The sequence below is a fragment of the Microbacterium sp. NPDC060132 genome, assembly GCF_042729675.1.
In the GTDB taxonomy this organism is placed as follows: Bacteria; Actinomycetota; Actinomycetes; order Actinomycetales; family Microbacteriaceae; genus Microbacterium; species Microbacterium sufflavum.
On record NZ_JBHWXU010000001.1, the window covers coordinates 3,335,833 to 3,350,985 of the forward strand.

General features: G+C 70.1%; 14 protein-coding genes. 2 read left to right on the forward strand and 12 right to left on the reverse strand.

Translation table 11 applies throughout. The features are described from left to right. Position 1 precedes the first annotated feature (1 nt). The 11 genes from murC to ACFWCH_RS16215 all read right to left on the reverse strand — a co-directional run bounded on the left by murC (position 2) and on the right by ACFWCH_RS16215 (position 12,225). Positions 2 to 1,402 carry a UDP-N-acetylmuramate--L-alanine ligase gene (murC, locus tag ACFWCH_RS16165; protein WP_136037291.1) on the reverse strand — a complete coding sequence of 467 codons (1,401 nt, stop codon included), beginning with the start codon at positions 1,400 to 1,402 and terminating at the stop codon, positions 2 to 4. 42 nt (positions 1,403 to 1,444) lie between these two features. Next, entirely contained in the window at positions 1,445 to 2,521 is a 1,077-nt protein-coding gene (locus tag ACFWCH_RS16170) for a glycosyltransferase (RefSeq protein WP_136037290.1), read from the reverse strand. Next, positions 2,518 to 3,723, reverse strand: coding sequence for a putative lipid II flippase FtsW (ftsW, locus tag ACFWCH_RS16175; protein WP_136031320.1), 1,206 nt, complete (start codon positions 3,721 to 3,723; stop codon positions 2,518 to 2,520). Before ftsW ends, ACFWCH_RS16170 begins: the two co-directional genes overlap by 4 nt. Continuing rightward, positions 3,692 to 5,227, reverse strand: coding sequence for a UDP-N-acetylmuramoyl-L-alanine--D-glutamate ligase (gene murD / locus ACFWCH_RS16180; protein ID WP_136031318.1), 1,536 nt, complete (start codon positions 5,225 to 5,227; stop codon positions 3,692 to 3,694). The genes ftsW and murD overlap by 32 nt, the downstream gene beginning before the upstream one ends. Continuing rightward, positions 5,217 to 6,323, reverse strand: coding sequence for a phospho-N-acetylmuramoyl-pentapeptide-transferase (gene mraY / locus ACFWCH_RS16185; RefSeq protein WP_136031316.1), 1,107 nt, complete (start codon positions 6,321 to 6,323; stop codon positions 5,217 to 5,219). The genes murD and mraY overlap by 11 nt, the downstream gene beginning before the upstream one ends. After that, positions 6,320 to 7,732, reverse strand: a complete 1,413-nt coding sequence (gene murF, locus ACFWCH_RS16190) for a UDP-N-acetylmuramoyl-tripeptide--D-alanyl-D-alanine ligase (RefSeq protein WP_136037288.1) — start codon at positions 7,730 to 7,732, stop codon at positions 6,320 to 6,322. Before murF ends, mraY begins: the two co-directional genes overlap by 4 nt. Before the next feature lie 27 nt (positions 7,733 to 7,759). Continuing rightward, on the reverse strand, positions 7,760 to 9,529 hold the full coding sequence (locus ACFWCH_RS16195; RefSeq protein WP_136031312.1) for a penicillin-binding protein 2: 1,770 nt from the start codon (positions 9,527 to 9,529) through the stop codon (positions 7,760 to 7,762). A gap of 24 nt (positions 9,530 to 9,553) precedes the next feature. Beyond that, a complete protein-coding gene (locus ACFWCH_RS16200; protein WP_136031310.1) occupies positions 9,554 to 10,126 on the reverse strand; it encodes a hypothetical protein in 573 nt (190 codons plus the stop codon). Next, positions 10,123 to 11,061, reverse strand: coding sequence for a 16S rRNA (cytosine(1402)-N(4))-methyltransferase RsmH (gene rsmH / locus ACFWCH_RS16205; protein WP_136037285.1), 939 nt, complete (start codon positions 11,059 to 11,061; stop codon positions 10,123 to 10,125). The genes ACFWCH_RS16200 and rsmH overlap by 4 nt, the downstream gene beginning before the upstream one ends. A 103-nt stretch (positions 11,062 to 11,164) precedes the next feature. Next, positions 11,165 to 11,596, reverse strand: a complete 432-nt coding sequence (gene mraZ / locus ACFWCH_RS16210) for a division/cell wall cluster transcriptional repressor MraZ (RefSeq protein ID WP_378803807.1) — start codon at positions 11,594 to 11,596, stop codon at positions 11,165 to 11,167. A gap of 254 nt (positions 11,597 to 11,850) precedes the next feature. Beyond that, entirely contained in the window at positions 11,851 to 12,225 is a 375-nt protein-coding gene (locus ACFWCH_RS16215) for a DUF3040 domain-containing protein (RefSeq protein WP_136031304.1), read from the reverse strand. A gap of 96 nt (positions 12,226 to 12,321) precedes the next feature. Here ACFWCH_RS16215 and ACFWCH_RS16220 point away from each other — a divergent pair, with 96 nt between their 5' ends. After that, positions 12,322 to 13,410 (forward strand): polyprenyl synthetase family protein, encoded by a 1,089-nt coding sequence (locus tag ACFWCH_RS16220; protein WP_240753216.1) that lies wholly within the window; start codon positions 12,322 to 12,324, stop codon positions 13,408 to 13,410. Between the two features lie 7 nt (positions 13,411 to 13,417). Here ACFWCH_RS16220 and ACFWCH_RS16225 read toward each other — a convergent pair whose 3' ends face one another. Further along, positions 13,418 to 13,786 carry an Rv2175c family DNA-binding protein gene (locus ACFWCH_RS16225; RefSeq protein ID WP_205812765.1) on the reverse strand — a complete coding sequence of 123 codons (369 nt, stop codon included), beginning with the start codon at positions 13,784 to 13,786 and terminating at the stop codon, positions 13,418 to 13,420. Positions 13,787 to 13,907: 121 nt separating this feature from the next. Here ACFWCH_RS16225 and ACFWCH_RS16230 point away from each other — a divergent pair, with 121 nt between their 5' ends. Beyond that, positions 13,908 to 15,110: a LysM peptidoglycan-binding domain-containing protein gene (locus ACFWCH_RS16230; protein WP_378803808.1), complete on the forward strand. Its 1,203-nt coding sequence runs from the start codon at positions 13,908 to 13,910 to the stop codon at positions 15,108 to 15,110. Positions 15,111 to 15,153: the final 43 nt, after the last annotated feature.

Sequence of the window (15,153 nt, forward strand, 5' to 3'; positions counted from 1 at the left end):
GCTACGCCCCGTCGGTCCGACGCAGCGACTCCAGCACCTGCGGGATGATCTGGTACACGTTGCCGCAGCCGAGCGTGACGACCACGTCGCCCGCGCGCGCGACCGAGGCCGTGTAGTCGGCGGCCTGCTGCCAGTCCGCCACGAAGTGCACGCGCGAGGGGTCGTGGAACGCACCGCTCACGAGTTCACCGGTGACACCGGGAACCGGATCCTCCCTGGCGCCGTAGACGTCGAGCATCACGGTGTGGTCGGCCAGCTGCTCGAGCACATCGGCGAACTCCTGATACATGTGCTGCGTGCGGGAGTACGTGTGCGGCTGCTGGATCGCGATCAGTCGGCCGTCGCCGGCGAGAGTGCGCATCGCCTCCAGCGCCGCCCTGACCTCGGTCGGGTGATGCGAGTAGTCGTCGTACACCGTGACGCCGCGCTCTTCCCCGTGGCGTTCGAGCCGACGCACGGTCCCCGCGAAGCCCTCCATCGCGTGCACCGCGTCGGCGAACGGAAAGCCGAGCGCGACGAGCACCGCGACGGCACCGGTCGCATTGATCGCGTTGTGGGCCCCAGGGACGGCGAGCTGCATGCGCACCTGCTCCCCCGCGTACACCAGAGTCGCCGCGACCGGTCCGTCCGTGACGATGTCGGTCAGGCGCACATCCGCGTCCTCCGCCTCACCGAACGTGAGCACGTGGGGGTGCGACAGCCCCGCCCCGACCCGCAGCGCACCGGGGTCGTCGCTGGAGATCACGACGGCTTCCGAGGCCGCGTCGGCGAACCGCACGAACGCGTCGTGGAACGCCTCGTCCGACCCGTAGTGGTCCAGGTGATCGGGGTCGACGTTCGTGATGAGCGCGACCGCGGTGTCGTACAGCAGGAACGTGCCGTCCGACTCGTCGGCCTCGATCACGAACAGGTCACCGCTCCCGGTGGCGCTGGACACTCCGAGCTGCTCGATCACGCCGCCGTTGACGAAGTGCGGTTCCGCCCCGAGCTCGCGCAGCGCGGTCACGATCATCCCGGTCGAGGTGGTCTTGCCGTGGGCCCCCGCGACCGACACCAGACGTCGCGATCCGATCAGCCAGTGCAGCGCCTGCGAGCGGTGGATGACGTGGAGACCGCGCTCCTTCGCCGTCACGAACTCCGGGTTCTCCGGCCAGATGGCACCGGTGTGCACCACGGTGTCGGCGTCGCCCAGGTGCGCGGCGTCGTGACCGACGTGCACGGTCGCGCCCGCGGCGGCGAGGGCACGCAGGTTGTCGCTGTCGGCGCGGTCGCTTCCGGACACCCGGATGCCGGCGTCGAGGAACATCTTGGCGAGCCCGCTCATGCCGGAGCCGCCGATGCCGATGAAGTGCGCGGAGGTGATCGTCTCGGGAAGGGGGAGGGAGAGGTCGGGTCTGATCATGTCCGCTTCAGTCTACTTTTCGTTCCGGTCGGGACGCCGGAGTCACGCCGCACCGAGGGCACGGTCGATCAGCTGGATCACGTTCTCCGTACCGTTCCTGGTACCGACGTTCTCCGCGGCCGCCGCCATGCGCGCGATGCGCTCGGGATCGCCGAGCAGGGGCACGACGAGCCGCCGCACCGCGTCGCCGTCGAAGGTGGCGTCGTCGAGCAGCTCGGCTGCTCCCGCTGCCACCGCCGAGCCGGCGTTGAGCCGCTGCTCGCCGTTGCCCACCGAGTACGGGACGTAGAGCGCGGGAATGCCCAGAGCACTGACCTCGCTCACGGTGGCCGAACCCGACCGCGACACGATCAGATCGGCCAGCGCGAACGCGAGGTCCATGCGGTCCACGTAGCGGCGCATCGTATAGCCAGGCACGCGGGGATCCTCGAGGTCGCTGCGCTCCCCCGTCACGTGCAGCAGCTGCCACCCGGCGTCGAGGATGTCGCGCCAGGAATCGGCGATCGCGTCGTTCAGCCGCTGGGCTCCGAGGGAACCGCCGAACACGAGCAGGACGGGTCGTGCGGGGTCGAGGCCGAAGTGCTCCGCCGCCTCGGCACGCGTCGCGGCACGGTCGAGCGCGATCACCTCACGTCGCAGCGGCATGCCGACGACCTCGCCACGGCGAAGCGGTGTGCCCTCGAACGCGACGCCCACCCCTGCGGCAGCCCGGGCGCCGAGCACATTCGCGAGACCCGGCTTGGCGTTCGCCTCGTGCACCACGAACGGCACCCGTTCGCGGCGCGCCGCCACGTACGCGGGAGCCGAGGCGTACCCGCCGAAGCCGACCACCACGTCGATGCGGTGACGGCGGATGTGCTGACGCACCTGAGCGATCGCACGACGGAAGCGACCGGGAAACGCCGCTGCCTGCGCGTTCGGACGCCGCGGGAACGGCACCTTGTCGACGATCAGCAGCTCGTACCCGCGCTCCGGCACCAGCCGCGACTCCAGGCCTTCGGCCGTCCCGAGCACCAGGACCGTGGCCTCCGGGTCACGCTCGCGCAACGCATCGGCGACCGCGAGCAGCGGGTTGACATGGCCGGCGGTGCCACCGCCGGCGAGAAGATACGAGGTCACCGAGCGACCCTACCCCGCGCACCTGACTGCTTCTCCGAGACGGGGATCGTCCGGGCGAAGGCGAGCAGCACACCACAGGCCACGAGCACCGCGAACAGCGCCGTCCCGCCCTGCGACATGAACGGCAGCGGCACGCCCATCACGGGGAAGACACCGATCACCACACCGATGTTCAGCACCGCCTGGCCCACGATCCACACCGTGATGCCGCCCGCGGCGACCCGGATGAAGGGGTCCGGCGTCTTGCGGATGATGTGGAACGCGCCGACCGTGAAGAACGTGAACAGCGCCAGCACCACGATGCAGCCGATCAGGCCGAGCTCCTCGCCGACGATCGCGAAGATGAAGTCGTTGCCCGCGGCGGGCAGCCAGCCGTACTTCTCCTGCGAGTTGCCCAGGCCGAGCCCGAAGATGCCGCCAGAGGCCATGCCCCAGATGCCATGGATCGACTGGTAGCAGTCGGTGTAGTAGAGCGCCATGTCGTCGCACGTCGCGGTGATGCGCCGCATCCGATCCTCGCTGGACAGTGCGTACGCGAGCACCGCGACCACGCCGAGGATCATCGGGATGATGAAGAGCCGGAGCTTGACGCCCGAGAAGAACAGACAGCCGAGCAGGATCAGGACCATCACCATCGCGGTGCCCAGGTCCTTGCCCGCCAGCACGGTCCCGATCGCGAGAGCGCCCACCGGCACGACCGGGATGAACACGTGGTGCCAGGTGCCCAGCATGGTCTGCTTGCGCAGCAGCACCGCGGCGATCCACAGGGCCAGCGCGAGCTTGAGGAACTCGGACGGCTGCATCTGGAACCCGGCGATCTGGATCCAGTTCCGGTTGCCGCCGTCCGCGATGCCCAGAGGCGTGAACACCAGCAGCTGCAGGGCGACCGCCCCGAACAGCGCGGGCCAGGCCATGCGCTTCAGGAAGGCGATCGGCAGACGGCTGATGAGGAACATCAGCGGGATGCCCAGCAGGGCGAAGACGCCCTGGCGCAGCACGCCGTCCATCGGGTTCTGGTCGTTCGCGACGGCGGTCGCGCTGGTGGCCGACAGCACCATCACCAGGCCGAAGATCGTGAGGAGCAGCGCGGTCGACGCGATCAGGAGGAACTCAGTCGACACCGGCGTGAACCGGCGCCCCAGAGACACCCGGGCCGCGAGGCCGCCCGACTCAGAGCGCGGAGGGCGAGCCACCTGCGTCATCGGCGCTCCCCCGCTCGATCCACTCACGTACCGCCTCGGCGAAGCGGCGGCCACGTTCCGCATAGCCGGAGAACTGGTCGAAGGACGCCGCGGCCGGGGCCAACAGCACGGTGCCCCCGTCTTCGACGATCCCCGCGGCGATCTCCACCACGCGGTTCATGACCTGTCCAGTGTCGCCAGCGTCGACCTCGAACACCGGCACCGCCGGCGCGTGTCGCCCGAATGCCGCCACGACATCGCCGCGCTCCACACCGATCACGACCGCCGCGCGGGCGGACGCCCCGGCATCGGCCACGAGCTCGGAGATGTCCACACCCTTCAGATCACCGCCAACGACCCACACCGCTCCGGGGTACGCCCGCAGCGAGGAGGCTGCCGCGTGCGGGTTCGTCGCCTTGGAGTCGTCGACCCAGGTGATGCCGGCGTGGCGCGCGACCACCTGGATGCGGTGAGCGTCGAGGTGGAAGCCCTGCAGGGCCGAGTGGATCGCCTCCGGCTCGACGCCGAGCGACCGGGCGAGTGCGCTTGCGGCGAGGATGTTCTGCACGATGTGCGGCGCCGAGAGTCCAGCGGACTCGAGCTCGGCGACGGTGGTGAGCTCGAGGGCGCTGCGGGCGCGGTCGTCGAGGAACGCCCGGTCGACGAGCAGCCCCTCCACCACGCCGAGGTCGCTCGGGCCGGGGATGCCCAGGTCGAAGCCGATCGCGCGGGCGCCGTCGACGACCTCGGCCTCCTCGACCATGCGGCGCGTGGCCACGTCGGCCTTGTTGTAGACGCAGGCCACGCGCGTGTTGCGATACACCAGGGCCTTCGCGTCGCGGTAGGCCTCCGCGCTGCCGTGCCACACGAGGTGATCGTCGGCGAGGTTCAGACACACGGCGGAGTACGGGAACAGCTCCCCCTCCGGCTGCGACAACCCGAGGTACCAGAGCTGATGACTCGACAGCTCCACCACGAGCACGTCGAAGCCGGCCGGGTCGCGCACCGCGTCGAGCACGGGCACCCCGATGTTGCCGCACGGGGCCGCACGCAGGCCGCCCTCGACCAGCAGCGTCGCGGTGAGCTGCGTGGTCGTGGTCTTGCCGTTGGTGCCGGTGATGAGCACCCAGTCGGCCGGGGTCCCGTCGGCGCGGAGCACCTTGTCCCGCACCCGCCACGCGAGCTCGACGTCCCCCCAGAGCGCGATGCCGGCGTCCTGCGCCCAGCGGATCACGGGGTGCGACGGCGAGAAGCCCGGCGACGCGATCACCACCTCCGGCTCGAACGCGCGCAGGGCCTCCGGCACCTCGGCGAGCGACCCCAGCTCGAGGGTCGCGCCGATCACGGGCAGCAGGCGCGCGTACTCCTCGTCCGCCGACTCGCTGAGCACGAGCACGTCGGCGCCCAGCTCCGCCAGGGTGTCCGCGACCGAGAAGCCGGTCATCGACAGTCCGAGCACGGCGACACGCAGCCCCGACCAGTCCGCGTTCCAGCTGGTCAGTCCGGCCAGACGCTCAGCCGACACGGGTCAGCCACTCCACGTAGAACAGTCCGATCGCCGAGACCGCGAGCAGGCCGGCGATGATCCACATGCGCACGACGATCGTGACCTCCGACCAGCCGCGCATCTCGAGGTGGTGGTGGAACGGGCTCATGAGGAACAGCCGCTTGCCGCGCGTGACCTTGAAGTACGCCCGCTGCAGGATGACCGAGCCGGACGAGAGGACGAAGACGCCCGCGATCACGAGGAGCAGCAGCTCGGTGCGCGTCAGGATCGCCATCGCGGTCACGACGCCGCCGATCGCCATCGAGCCCACGTCGCCCATGAACACCTTCGCCTTCGGGGCGTTCCACCACAGGAAGCCGATGAGGCTCGCGGCGAACGAGGCCGAGATGATCGCCAGGTTGAAGGGGTCGCGCACCTCGTAGCATCCGCCGAGCGCGCCGGGGTCGCCGCCGATGCAGGGCTGCTTGAACTGCCAGAACGCGATCACGCTGTAGGCGCCGACGACGAGCACGCCGGCACCGGCCGCGAGCCCGTCGAGGCCGTCGGTGAGGTTGACGCTGTTGGACGTGGCCACGCCGATGATCGCGATCCACGCCAGGTACAGGATCCAGCCGAGGACCACACCGAAGGCGAAGAGGTTGAGCCAGGTGATGTCGCGGAACAGCGAGATCGAGGCGCTCGCGGGCGTCTGACCCCAGCGGTTCGGGAAGTTCAACGCCACGATGCCGAACGGGATGACGACCAGGAGCTGGCCGATCACCTTCCGCCACCCGGAGAGGCCGAGGCTGCGCTGGCTGCGCACCTTCATGTAGTCGTCGATGAAGCCCACCGCGCCGAAGCCCACCATGAGCCAGATCACCAGGATCGCCGACAGCGCTGGCGTCTCCCCGCTCACCAGGACGCCCGTGAAGTAGCCGACGATGGAGCCGAGGATGAAGATCACGCCGCCCATGGTCGGGGTCCCGCGCTTGGCCTCGTGGCTGGGGTTGTGCACGGACTCGGGGGTGCGGATGACCTGCCCCCAGCCCCACTTCCGGAAGAGCCGGAGGAAGACGGGGGTCAGGAACAGGGTGAAGGCGAGCGAGATCGCCGCCGCCATGATGAGTGACCTCACGAGAACAATTCTCCCAGACGATCGCCGAGATGCCGCAGGCCCACGGAGTTGGATGACTTCACCAGCACGCGGTCGCCGTCGCGCAGCTCGGTGCGCAGGTACTCGAACGCCGCATCCTGGTCGGGCAGATGCACGGCCTCGCTGTCCCAGGAGCCTTCGCCGACCGCGGCCAGGTAGAGGCGGCGCGCCTCAGGGCCCACCACCACGATGCGGCGGATGTTGAGACGCACCGCGAGCAGGCCGATGCGGTCGTGCTCCTCGCCCGCGCTGTCGCCCAGCTCGCTCATGGCCCCCAGGACGGCGACCGTGCGCTCGTCCGGGCCGGTGATCTGCGCGAGCGTGCGCAGAGCGGCGGCCATCGAGTCGGGGCTCGCGTTGTAGGCGTCGTTGATGATGCGCACGCGATCGTTGCCCATCGGCTGCATGCGCCATCGCTCGGCGATCTCGACGGTCTCCAGGCGGGCGATCGCGTCGGCCGGAGCCACGCCGAGCTGCACGGCCGCGGTGAGGGCGGCCAGCGCGTTGGTCACGTGGTGAGCGCCGAGCACGCGGAGCCGCAGCGGGCGGCGCTCCCCCGCGACCTCGATCGTGCAGGTCGTCCCGGAGGCGGACACGACGATGTCGTGGGCGCGAACCTCGGCCGCGTCGGACTGACCGAAGCCGACGACGCGGAGGCCGCGGTGCTCGGCGAGCTCGCGCATCGCCCACACCCGGGGGTCGTCCGCGTTGAGCACGGCGGTGCCCGGAACCCGCGCCGCCGACACGAGCTCGGACTTCGCCTTGGCCGTGGCCTCGATGCCGCCGAAGCCGCCCGCGTGCGCGAGCCCCACCATGAGCACGACGACGAGGTCGGGTTCGACGAGTCCGGCGAGGCGGGCGATGCTCCCTGGGCCGGCCGCCCCGAACTCGCTCACGAGGTACCGGGTGTCGTGGGTCACGCGGAGCATCGTGACGGGGGCACCGACCTCGTTGTTGAAGGAGTTGATCGGGGCGACGGTCTCCCCCTCGTCGGCGAGGATGCGTGCGAGGAAGTTCTTGGTCGTGGTCTTGCCGTTGGACCCGGTGATGCCGACGATACGCAGCCCACCGCCCGCGCGCACGCGGCCCACGACCTCGCGCGCCAGCTCGCCGAGGGCGACCACGGCGTCGGAGACGACGATCTGGCTGACGGGCACGTCGACCGGATGCTCCACGATCGCGAGCACGGCACCGGCCTCGACCGCCGCACCGACGAAACGGTGTCCATCGGTCTCCGCGCCGGGCTTCGCCACGAAGATCGATCCCGGCCGCATGGTGCGCGAGTCGGTGTCGACCAGGCCGTCGACGACGGTCTCGGGGGTGTGCTCTCCGGCCACGCGCAGATCACCGCCGACAGCGGCGGTGATCTCAGCGAGCGTCAGGGCGATCATGTCATCTCCATGCGCGGCTCTCGCCGACTATCCGAACTTGGGGAGGAGCGCGTCCATCGGGACAGAGGACGGCATCACGCGATAGGTCTTCATCACCTGCGTCATCGCCTTCTGGAAGGCGGATGCGGTGGCCGCGGACGATACAACCTTAGTCGGCTCGTCGAGAGTGACCACGACGACGTACTGCGGATCGTCGACCGGAGCGAAGCCCACCATGCTCGTGTAGTACACGCCGGCCTTGTATCCGCCGTTGCCGTCGGAGACCTGTGCGGTACCCGTCTTGCTCGTCACGCGGTAGCCGGGAACCTGGATGCGATCGGCGTTGCCGCCCTGGACCGCGACGTTCTCGAGCATGCGGGTGAGGTCGGCTGCGGTCTGCGGTGCGACGATCTGCTCGTGCTCGGGCTTCTTCACCTCGGAGACCGTGCCGTCCGCACCGGTGCAGGACTCGACCAGCGACAGGTCGATCTTCTCGCCGCCGTTCGCGATCGCCTGGTATGCGCCGGCGAGCTGCGGCGCGGTTACCGTGAAGTACTGGCCGAACGTGGTCGTGTACAGCGACTGGCTGTCCCAGTCGGAGACGGGGTGCAGCAGGCCGGACACCTCGGACGGGAAGTCGAGCGTCTTCTGGCCGACGCCGAACCGCTGCAGGTAGTCGTAGCGCACTTCGGGCGACACCATGGTGCCGAACTTGGACAGTGCGACGTTCGACGAGTCGATCAGGCCGCCCGCGAGCGTGTAGTTGTAGGCCGGGTGCGAGAAGGCGTCGTTGATGACGGCACCGTTCGGGAACGTCTCGCGCGACGAGGCGGTCACCGTGCTCAGGGGCGTGAGACCCGCGCCCTCGATCGCGGCCGCGGCGGTGATCGCCTTGAACGTGGATCCCGGCTCGAAGTCTCGGTGGAAGATCTGGCTGTAGCGCGTCTCGGGCGTGGAGGAGTCGAGGTCGTTGGGGTCCATCGCCGGCCACTCGGCCGCAGCGCGGATCTTGCCCGTCGCCACCTCGACGACCGTCACGGTGCCGCCCTTGGCGCCCTGCTTCTGCGCCTCCTCGCCGATCATCTGCTGGAGGTACCACTGCAGGTCGCTGTTGATCGTGAGCTGCACGGTGCCGCCGTCCACGGCGTCGACGACCTTCTCGCTGCCCGGGATGACGACGCCGTCCTTGCCCTTGCGGTACGTCTCCTCACCGTCGACCGGCGCGAGGCACGTCTCCTCGAGCTGCTCGACGCCGGCCTTCGCCTCCCCCGTGTTGTCGAGGAAGCCGAGGATGTTCCCGGCGACCGCACCGTTCGGGTAGACCCGCGTCTCCCGCGGCTTGAGCGACAGGTAGGAGCCGATGCCGAGGTCGCGCAGGGCGATGTACTGCTCGGTGTTCAGGCCCTTCTTGAGCGGCGCGTACTGGCTGTTCGGGTTCTCGGCGAGGGCGTTGGAGACCAGCGCCCGCACCTCCTCGCCGGTCTGACCGGTGATCGCGGCGATCTTGTCCGAGGCCTCGGCCCACGGCAGCTTCGGGTTCTTCTCCTCGACGAGCATGATCACCTGCGGGCTCAGCTGGGCGTCGTAGACCATGACGCTCGATGCGAGCACGGTGCCCCCGGAATCGACGATCGAGCCGCGCTGGCCGGGGATGGCGGAACCCGCCCCGATGTGCTCGAGCGACTGCGAGACGTGCTCGTCGGCGCTCACGACCTGGATGTCGACGAGGCGGACGACGAACGCCACCAGGACCGAGAGGATGACCGCCAGAGCGACGACAGTGCGTCGCCGCGGTCCGCGCGTGGCTCGTGTCGTCATGGGATCTCTCCGTGGTCGTTGCGATCAGTGGGTGGTGGGGCTGGGGAGGCCGTCGGTGATGGCCGGCGGAAGATCCTGCGCGGGCGGCGCGACGCCGTCCTCGCCCTGCGCGGTCTGCTCCGCGGGCGGCGCGTTCTCGGTGATCAGCACGTTCCCGACGGCCGCCGCGCCGTTCGGGTCGACGGTCGAGGTCCAGTCGGCTCCCGACCCCGTGCCGAAGACCGCGCCGTCGCTGAGCCGGAGGTACGAGGGGGAACCGGCGACGACCATCCCGAGCGCGGCCGCGCTGCTGGCGAGCACCTGCGGCGAGCTCAGGCCGGTGAGCTCCTCTTGCAGGGCGTGCGTGTGCAGATCCAGCTCCCGCTGCTGGGACGACAGGCCCGCGAGGGTGAACGAGTCCTGCGTGATCGCGAGGGACAGCCCGACCTGCGCCGCGCCGATGGCGAGGGCGCCGGCGAGGGCCACGAGCGCATAGGCCAGCTTCGGCTTGCGGCGGACCGCGGGGGTGGTGACCGGCTGCAGTCGCCGCTTCGGTGCGCGCTGCGGCGCCTCGGAGGGCAGCGGACGGGCCGCCGTGCGTACTGCGTTCATGCTCATGCGCTCTCCCGCACCTTCTCAGCGGCGCGCAGGCGCACCGGGATCGCCCGCGGGTTGCGGGCGCGCTCTTCGTCGTCGGCGAGCTCCGCGCCCTTGGTCAGGATGCGGAAGCGGGGGGCGTGCTCCGGGAGCTCGACCGGCAGCCCCGCCGGGGCCGTGGACGCGGACGCGGCCGCGAACGCCTGCTTGACCAGGCGGTCTTCCAGCGACTGGTACGACATCACGACGATGCGGCCGCCGACCGCGAGGGCGTCCATCGCGGCCGGGATCGCGTCGGCGAGCACGTTCAGCTCCGCATTGACCTCGATCCGGAGCGCCTGGAAGACCCGCTTGGCGGGGTGTCCAGCGCGCTGGGCGGCCGCGGGCGTGGCAGCGACGAGGATGTCGACGAGTTCGCCCGACCGCAGGATCGGCTGCTTCTGCCGTGCCTCGATGATGAATCGGGCGTAACGGCCAGCGAGCTTCTCCTCGCCGTAGCGCTCGAAGATGCGCCGCAGGTTGCCCTCGCTGTAGGTGGCGATGACGTCGGCGGCGGTGATGCCCTTCGTCTGGTCCATCCGCATGTCCAGAGGAGCATCCTTGGCGTACGCGAAACCGCGCTCGGCCTCGTCGAGCTGCAGCGAGGAGACCCCGAGGTCGAACAGGATGCCCGCGGCCCCCTGAGCATGCAGGCCGATCTCGTCGTAGACGGCGTGCACCAGGGTGAGGCGATCGCGGAACCGGGCGAGCCGCTCCCCCGCGATCCGCAGCGCGTCGGTGTCGCGGTCGAGCCCGATCAGGCGGATGCCGGGGAACCGCTCCAGCAGCGCCTCGGAGTGGCCGCCCATTCCGAGGGTCGCGTCGACCAGGACGGCGCCGTCCTCCTGCAGGGCGGGCGCGAGCAGCTCGACGCAGCGGTCGAGCAGGACGGGGGTGTGGATGTCGCGGAGGCTCATGATCTCTCTCGGGTCCGACCTTCGGCTCTGATCCCCCTCCGCTTCGCGACCCGGCACCGGGGAAGTGTGTCGGGGCGGGAGCGGCGGGGCATCACAGCCGTGGTCAGAACAGTCCCGGAATCACCTCCTGCTCCAGTTCGGCGTAGGACTCCTCACCAGCGGCGAGGTAGGCGTTCCAGCTCTCGGCGTCCCAGATCTCGGCGTGAGCACCGACTCCGGTCACGATGAGCTCCTTCTGAAGACCGGCGTACTGACGCAGGTGGACGGGGATGGTGATGCGGTTCTGGCTGTCGGGCATCTCCGCGCTTGCTCCGGAGAGGAACAGGCGCATGAAGTCACGTGCCTGCTTGTTCGCGAGCGGCGCCTGACGGATCCGCTCGTGCATCGCCTCGAACTCGGCCGTGCTGAAGACGTAGAGGCAGCGCTCCTGACCGCGGGTGACGACGATGCCGCCACCCAGGTCCTCGCGGAACTTCGCGGGAAGGATGACCCGTCCCTTGTCGTCCAGCTTCGGTGAGTGCGTGCCCAGCAGCATCGGCCTTCACCCCCTCTCCGTCCGGCCAACTCGAGGTGCGCCCCACTTTACTCCACTTTGCTCCACTTTCCTATGAGGAATGCCCGTAGATTCTGCTCGAAGGGCTCCGGGCGCGCCAGAGAACCGCGTGATTATGCGGTGGAGCGGGGTGGAGCGTCAGTGGAGGGCCGTGGAGGCCCAGTGGAGGAAAGAGTCCACACACGGAAAAAGCCCGGATGCAGAGCATCCGGGCTTCTCAGAGAAGGTGAGGCGGGTCACCGTCCGTCTTGGCGGCGATCCCAGCGATCGTTCATGCGATCCATGAAGGAGGAGGAGTCCTGTCGCTTCGCGGTCGAGCGCTGACGCGGCTCGGCCGGCGCCGAGCGACGCACGGGGGTGACCGCGAGCATGACGCCGGCAAGCATGGCCGCGAACCCGATGACCCCGACCACCACACCCCAGACATCGCCGAGGATGACACCGACGACGAGACCGCCGACGCCCGCGAGCAGCAGGAGCGCCCCGTAGACGAGGTTGCGATAGCTGAGTGCGCGGTCACCGGACGGCGCGCTCACCACATCGGCGTCATTGTGAAGGAGATGGCGTTCCATCTCGTCGAGCAGACGTTGCTCCTGTTCGGAGAGTGGCATCTCGTCCCCCTCGGGTATGGTGCACTCCAGTCTACGCTCGACGGGCGTCCGGGGCCAGCGTCAGGCCCCTCCCTTCCTTTACGTATGCTGGGAGTCGTGCCGTCAGCCTCTCCCGTCCCCGACGCCGTCGCCGCCCGACTGGACGGCTTCCTCGCACGCATGCGGGAGGAGTCATCGGCCTACGGGCCGGATGCGGGCGCGTTCCTCGACATGGCGGCGAGCACGCTAGCGGGTGGCAAGCGACTGCGCGCGCGCTTCTGTCATGCCGGGTGGCGTGCCGTCGCCCGTTTCCACGAGCGCACGGCCACCGAGGACGACCGCCTGTGGGATCTGTGCGCGGCCCTCGAGATCTTCCAATCCGCCGCCCTCGTGCACGACGACCTGATCGACAATTCCGACACCAGGCGCGGTCGCCCCGCGGCCCATCGCGCCCTCGAGGCGTCGCACCGCGGCGCCCGCTGGAGCGGAGACGCGGAGGCTTTCGGTCGCGCGGGGGCCGTTCTGCTCGGCGACCTCCTGGTGGCGTGGAGCGACGACCTGCTCGAAGCCGCCCTCGACGGCCATCCGCACGCGAGCGCCGTGCGCGGGGAGTACGCCCGCATGCGACGCGATGTGACCACGGGCCAGTTCCTGGACATCGCAGAGGAGTCCGCCTGGAGCGTCAATCCGGCGGAGGAGCACGCGGAACGCGCGTTGCGCATCGCCTCGCTCAAGTCGGCCAGGTACAGCATCGAGCAGCCGCTCGTCCTCGGTGCCGCCTTCGCCGGCGCAGACCACGAGCAGCTCGCCGCGCTGCGGCGCTTCGGTCACCCGGTCGGGATGGCGTTCCAACTCCGAGACGACGTGCTGGGCGTCTTCGGCGACAGCAGCGTGACGGGCAAGCCGGCCGGCGACGATCTGCGAGAGGGCAAGCGGACGGTTCTGGTCGCGCTGACCCGCGAGGCGCTCGACGCGCCCGCACGCACCATCCTCGATGAGCTGCTCGGCGACCCGGCCCTGAGTGCGCAGCAGGTGGCCGCTCTGCAGTCGACCATCGCGGACTCCGGCGCGCTCGCACGGGTGGAAGACATGATCTCCGCCTACGCCCGCGAGGCGGACAGGGCGCTGACCGGAGCTCCGCTCGACAACGCCGCCGTGGGCGAGCTCCGCGACCTCGGGCGAGCCGCGACAGTGCGCTCGGCCTGAAGCCCGCTCAGGCCAGGGTGCGCGCGAGTCGGCGGACCTCGCTCTTGTGGCCGGCGAGCAGCGACGCGATGGGCGAACGGCCGAGGCTCTCCTCCTCCGCCAGAAGCCAGTCGATGAGCTCGTCATCGCTGAAGCCCGCATCCTGCAGCACGATGACCGTGCCGCGCAGCGAACTCAGCGGGTGCCCGTCGACGATGAACACGGACGGCACGGCGAAGACACCGGTACGACGCGATCCGACCAGGTGATGGTCGTCGATCAGTCGACGCACCCGTCCCAGCGGCTCACCGAGGACCTCGACGAGGTCGGGCAGCGTCAACCACTCGACGGGGGCGGCTTCGGGTGAGGCGGCAACGTTCTCAGACACGATGCCCACTATCTCACCTCGGCGTCCCTGACGCATTTCAGCACTCGCGTCACACTGTTCACATGTGTCACTTCTGTTGACATCTCTATACATCCGTGTCAGCGTGAAGTGCTCGAAAAGGGGGCCCGTCGTGAACCTTCAGACCGCTGCTCGCCGCGCTCGAACCCTGCAGCTGGGGCTGCCCGCCGCGATCGCCGGCGCTCTCGCCGCAACGCTGACAGCCGCGCCGGCCGTCGCCGTGACCGACGCCTCGGTCGCGCCGCTCGAACGGCAGCGCACCGCTCCCCCGCGCGGCGTGCCCGCCCAGGTGGCGCCGGCGACCTATGTCGTCCAGCCGGGCGACACCGTGGCGGCCATCGCCGGTCGCTTCGGGCTGCGCACGGCCGATGTCCTGACCTGGAACAGCCTGTCCTGGCGCTCCGTGATCTACCCGGGGCAGACGCTCGTGCTCCATCCTGCCGCCGCTCCGGCGCCTGCTCCGGCACCGGCGCCCGCACCGGCCGCCACCACCGTGCACGCCGTCGTCGCGGGAGACACGGTCTACGCCATCGCGCAGCGCTACGGCACGAGCGTCGATGCGGTCCTGTCCGCGAACGGGCTCACCCGCGCCTCGATCATCTACCCGGGGCAGAGCCTCGCCATCGGCGCGCCCGCGGCTGCGCCCGCCGCGGCACCCGCTCCCGCTCCGGCTCCGGCACCGGCGCCCGCTCCCGCGGCGACGACGCACACGGTCGCGGCCGGTGACACGCTGTACGGGATCGCCCAGTCCTACGGCACCACGACGCAGGCTCTCTTCGCACTGAACGGTCTCGGGCCGTCGTCGATCATCTACCCCGGGCAGAAGATCGCCGTGCAGGCGGCCGCCGCTCCTGCGCCGGCCACAGCCCCGGCGGCCGCTCCCGCACCGGGAGGTCAGCTCAGCGCCGCTCTCACCGCAGAGCAGGCCGGCACCGCCGCCCTCATCATCCGCATCGGTCGCGAGCTCGGCGTGTCCGATCGCGCCATCGCGACGGCGCTCGCGACCGGCATGGTCGAGTCCGGGCTGCGCAACCTGGACTGGGGCGATCGGGATTCGCTCGGCATCTTCCAGCAGCGCCCGAGCACCGGGTGGGGCACGCCGGAGCAGATCATGGACGCCGACCGCAGCACCCGCGTGTTCTATGGCGGCCCGAGCGATCCGAACGGCACGGTCACCCGAGGCCTGCTCGACATCCCCGGGTGGGAGAGCCTGTCGTTCACCGCGGCAGCGCAGGCCGTGCAGATCTCCGCCTACCCCGACAAGTACGGGCAGTGGGAGACTCAGGCCTACGCCTGGCTCGCGCTGTACGGCTGAGATGTCCGGGGAATACGGGGTCCAGGGGTGAGGCGCTCCCGGG

Bases quoted from the DNA above. Each gene is read 5' to 3' on its own strand.
- murC (WP_136037291.1), bottom strand. From the start codon at position 1,402: ATGATCAGACCCGACCTCTCCCTCCCCCTTCCCGAGACGATCACCTCC.
- ftsW (WP_136031320.1), bottom strand. From the start codon at position 3,723: ATGACGCAGGTGGCTCGCCCTCCGCGCTCTGAGTCGGGCGGCCTCGCG.
- murF (WP_136037288.1), bottom strand. From the start codon at position 7,732: ATGATCGCCCTGACGCTCGCTGAGATCACCGCCGCTGTCGGCGGTGAT.
- ACFWCH_RS16195 (WP_136031312.1), bottom strand. From the start codon at position 9,529: ATGACGACACGAGCCACGCGCGGACCGCGGCGACGCACTGTCGTCGCT.
- ACFWCH_RS16200 (WP_136031310.1), bottom strand. From the start codon at position 10,126: ATGAGCATGAACGCAGTACGCACGGCGGCCCGTCCGCTGCCCTCCGAG.
- rsmH (WP_136037285.1), bottom strand. From the start codon at position 11,061: ATGAGCCTCCGCGACATCCACACCCCCGTCCTGCTCGACCGCTGCGTC.
- mraZ (WP_378803807.1), bottom strand. From the start codon at position 11,596: ATGCTGCTGGGCACGCACTCACCGAAGCTGGACGACAAGGGACGGGTC.
- ACFWCH_RS16215 (WP_136031304.1), bottom strand. From the start codon at position 12,225: ATGCCACTCTCCGAACAGGAGCAACGTCTGCTCGACGAGATGGAACGC.